Source organism: Pseudoxanthomonas sp. PXM02 (assembly GCF_014851805.1).
Taxonomy (GTDB): Bacteria; Pseudomonadota; Gammaproteobacteria; order Xanthomonadales; family Xanthomonadaceae; genus Pseudoxanthomonas_A.
Genome location: NZ_JACVAK010000008.1, coordinates 1 through 3,602, shown reverse-complemented (window position 1 = coordinate 3,602; position 3,602 = coordinate 1). Strand labels below are relative to the sequence as shown.

At 64.7% G+C, this 3,602-nt stretch carries 4 protein-coding genes and 1 pseudogene; 4 read left to right on the top strand and 1 reads right to left on the bottom strand.

Annotated features, from left to right (window positions below; translation table 11 throughout):
- Window positions 1-117, top strand: a pseudogene (locus IB225_RS20235) (IS30 family transposase); the annotation flags it as partial.
- Window positions 118-150: 33 nt separating this feature from the next.
- Here the strand turns inward: IB225_RS20235 and IB225_RS20230 are convergent.
- Window positions 151-588 carry a helix-turn-helix domain-containing protein gene (locus tag IB225_RS20230; protein ID WP_192314867.1) on the bottom strand — a complete coding sequence of 146 codons (438 nt, stop codon included), beginning with the start codon at window positions 586-588 and terminating at the stop codon, window positions 151-153.
- A 123-nt stretch (window positions 589-711) separates the two neighbouring features.
- On the opposite strand from IB225_RS20230, the gene IB225_RS20225 reads away from it, so the two are divergent.
- Genes IB225_RS20225 through IB225_RS20215 form a run of 3 tightly spaced genes read left to right on the top strand, consistent with a single transcriptional unit; the run spans window position 712 to window position 3,441 of the window.
- Window positions 712-1,698, top strand: a complete 987-nt coding sequence (locus IB225_RS20225) for an MDR family oxidoreductase (protein WP_192314864.1) — start codon at window positions 712-714, stop codon at window positions 1,696-1,698.
- A 39-nt stretch (window positions 1,699-1,737) separates the two neighbouring features.
- Complete coding sequence (locus IB225_RS20220; protein WP_192314861.1) at window positions 1,738-2,526, top strand: SDR family oxidoreductase; 789 nt, start codon at window positions 1,738-1,740, stop codon at window positions 2,524-2,526.
- Window positions 2,527-2,541: 15 nt separating this feature from the next.
- The gene (locus IB225_RS20215; protein ID WP_192314858.1) at window positions 2,542-3,441 is read left to right on the top strand and encodes an enoyl-CoA hydratase/isomerase family protein; all 900 of its coding nucleotides are present in this window, start codon (window positions 2,542-2,544) and stop codon (window positions 3,439-3,441) included.
- The last annotated feature ends 161 nt before the right edge of the window (window positions 3,442-3,602 follow it).

The following is a 3,602-nucleotide window of genomic DNA, read 5'->3' as shown; positions in this document are numbered from 1 at the left end:
GTCTCGCAGGCCAAGCTGGATGCCGTGGCACGCCAACTCAACGAGCGGCCACGCAAGACGCTGGGCTACGAAACACCGGCACAGCGATATCGGAAAACTGTTGCGTCGATCGGTTGAATCCAAGACCGGAAGCGGACATCAATCGAGCGATCAGTTCGCCGTCGGCGTGCGTGACTCTCGTTGCGTCGTCTTTGAAGACGCTTTCCTCTTTGCGGCAGGGGTCGTTGCATCGCAATGCGCCTCCATCGGCGGCAGGTGCTGCTGATCGGCGCGATACCGCTCGCCCCACTCGCGAAGACTGAGCATCACCGGCGCGAGCGTGCGCGCCAACGGCGTAGCTTCATACTCGACGCGCGGAGGAACTTCCGCGTAAACGTGCCGGATGATCAGGCCGTCTGTCTCCAGTTCGCGCAACTGCAGCGTAAGCATTCGCTGGGTCGCGCTGGGTATCAGTCGCGTCAATTCCATGAAGCGCTTCTTTCCGGTCAGTACATGGAACAACAGCAAGGGCTTCCACACACCGCCGATGATCGAGAGCGTCAGCTCTACGGCACAGCCACTCTTTGGGTCCAGTCGCTTCGGGCGCATGACGATGCTCACCTAGTGCCGATAGGCACATAATTGATAGTAGCGGCGATAATTGTGCGTTCTTACGACAAACGCAGCACGGGCCTATAGTCGCACCCGCTTCCCCAAGAAGGAAATGGTGCCGTGTCATTCCGTGCAATCCTCGCTACCCGTGCCGACGATGGCGCGATCAACGCCTCGCTGCAGACCCTCGACGACAGCGTGCTGTTCGACGGCGGCGTGACCGTCGCCATCGACTGGTCGACCCTCAACTACAAGGATGCGGTGGCCTTGGCAGGCCCCCAGATCATCCAGACGTTCCCGCTGGTGCCGGGCATCGACTTCGCCGGCACCGTGGTGGATTCCGATGACGCCCGCTTCAGTCCCGGTGACAAGGTCGTCGCGACGGGCTGGGGTTTGAGCCAGACCCACCATGGCGGTTACGCACAGCGTGCCCGCGTTTCGGGCAACTGGCTGGTCAAACTGCCCGAGACCCTCAGCACACGCGACGCCATGGCGATCGGCACGGCGGGGTTCACCGCCATGCTCAGCGTGCTGGCGCTTGAACACGCAGGCGTATCGCCGGACCGCGGCGACGTCCTGGTCACCGGTGCTTCCGGTGGTGTGGGCTCCATCGCCATCACCTTGCTCGCAGAACTGGGCTATCGCGTGGTGGCCTCCACGGGCAAGCCGGGCGAAGCGGACTACCTGCGCAACCTCGGCGCCGCGGACATTCTTGACCGCGCGCTCCTGTCGGCGGAGGGCAAGCCGATGGGTCCCGAGCGCTGGGCGGGCGCCGTGGATTCGGTGGGCGGACGCACGTTGGCCAACGTGTTGGCGCAGACGAAGTATCGCGGCACGGTGACCACCTGCGGCTTCGTGGGCGGCGTGGAGCTTCCCGCCACGGTACTCCCTTTCATCCTGCGTGGCGTCACCCTCTCCGGCATCGATTCGGTCAACGCGCCGCAAGCCCTGCGTATCGAGGCGTGGCGCCGCCTGGCCGAGAACCTTGAGTTGGCCAAGCTGGACACGACGGTCATCGAGATCGGGCTCGCCGACGTGTTCAGCGCGGCCGCCGACATGCGCCAGGGCAAGGCCAGGGGACGGACGCTGGTGGACGTGAACCGGTAAGCGCGCCCTCTTCCCGCATCCACATCCCACGAGGCCCTCATGAATACAACGAAGCACGTCGCCCTCATCACCGGCGCATCCGCAGGCATCGGCGCGACCTATGCCGATCGGCTGGCCAAGCGCGGCTACGCGCTCGTGCTGGTGGCGCGCGATACACAGCGTCTGGAAGCGCTGGCTGCGCGACTGCACGATGAAACCGGCACGTCCATCGACATCCTGTCGGCCGACCTGACCCGTGACGCGGACGTGGCGAAGGTCGAGCAGCGCTTGAAAGCAGATGACGTCACCTTGCTCGTCAACAACGCGGGCATGTCGTTGAAGGGCGGCCTGCTGGAGAACGAGCCAGCCGCACTAGAGCAGATCATCGCGCTCAACGTCACCGCGCCCACGCGCCTGGCCGCTGCCGCCGCAAAGTCGTTCGTCGGGCGAGGATCCGGGGCCATCGTCAATCTCTCTTCCGTGCTGGCCTTCGCCCCGGAGATGTTCGAAGGCGTCTACAGCGGCACCAAGGCCTACCTGCTCAATCTCAGCCAGGCCATGGCCGCGCAACTGGGGCCGCGCGGCGTTTACGTGCAGGCCGTGCTGCCAGGCGCCACGCGAACGGAGCTGTGGGAGAAGGCGGGCCGCGACATGAACGACTTCCCGCCCGGCTTCCTGATGGACGTCGACGCCATGGTCGATGCCGCCCTGGTGGGATTCGACCGGCGCGAGACGGTGACGATTCCTCCGCTCCCCGATGAAGGCCAATTCCTCGCCATGCAGCAGGCTCGCCTCGCGATGGCACCCAACCTGTCGCGCAGCGACGTGCCTGCCCGCTATCTGCGCTAGTAGCGGAGAACACCCATGACAGATGACACCTCGGTGCGCCTGGACATCCAGGCGCATGGCAACACCCTGCACGCACGCATCCATGCAGGCCCCTACCAGGAGTTCGGCGCTGCGCTCGCCCTGCTCATCGAAGCGCTACTGGACCGCGTGGAGCAGGATCCCGACATCCGGGCCGTGGTCTTTTCCAGCGCGCACGCAAGCCGCTTCATCAGCCACGCCGACGTGAAGTGGCTACAGGAAGGCGGCGCCCAGTACGTCGCGCGTCAGCAGGCCACGACGCCTCCGCCGGCACCGCCTGCCGACTACGTCGGCCTGGACCGCCTGCACGGGTTGCTGCTCAAGATGAACAGCCTCGGCGTTGTCTTCATCGCCGCGCTGGAAGGACATGCACTGGGCCTGGGCGCCGAGTTCGCCTGGGCATGCGACCTGCGGGTCATGGCCAGCGAAGACGCTTTCATCGGGCAGCCGGAAGTCCTGCTGGGCATCATGCCCGGCGGTGGTGGCAGCCAGCGACTCCCACGACTGGTGGGCACGCACAAGGCGCTGGTCGCGATTCTCGATGGACGACCGCTGACGTCTGCACAGGCACTAGAGATGGGCGCCGTCGATGCTGTCGTACCGAAAGCCGACGTCGTCGCCAAGGCGCTCGCGCTAGCCGATTACCTGGCACGCCGACACAAGCCGAGCATCGGTGCCATCAAGCGTGCGGTGTACTTCGGTAGTTCCCTGCCGTTGCAGGACGGCATCAAGCTCGAGGCCAAGGAGTTCCTGACCCTGGACGTTTCTCCAGAAGGACAACAGCTGATGCTGGCGTACCAGGCAGGCACCGATCTGCTGGGCGACCTTCCGCTCTACGTGGCCGATCAGTACGAGACGGCCCTCGAGGCGGGTCGTACTGCGAAGTCGTACAGCTGACAGGAAGCCTCATTCCGAGCGCATGTCCGCTTTCGGCCGCGGATTCATATGATCGACGCAACACACGGATAGCTGCGTAGGCAGCAGGAGTGTTGCGGATGAAGCGCAGGAAAAGGATCTACTACACCGACACCCAGAAGGCACTGATGTGGGATCGCTGG

Coding starts and splice junctions, on each gene's coding strand:
- IB225_RS20230 (WP_192314867.1), bottom strand. CDS start 588: ATGCGCCCGAAGCGACTGGACCCAAAGAGTGGCTGTGCCGTAGAGCTG.
- IB225_RS20220 (WP_192314861.1), top strand. CDS start 1,738: ATGAATACAACGAAGCACGTCGCCCTCATCACCGGCGCATCCGCAGGC.
- IB225_RS20215 (WP_192314858.1), top strand. CDS start 2,542: ATGACAGATGACACCTCGGTGCGCCTGGACATCCAGGCGCATGGCAAC.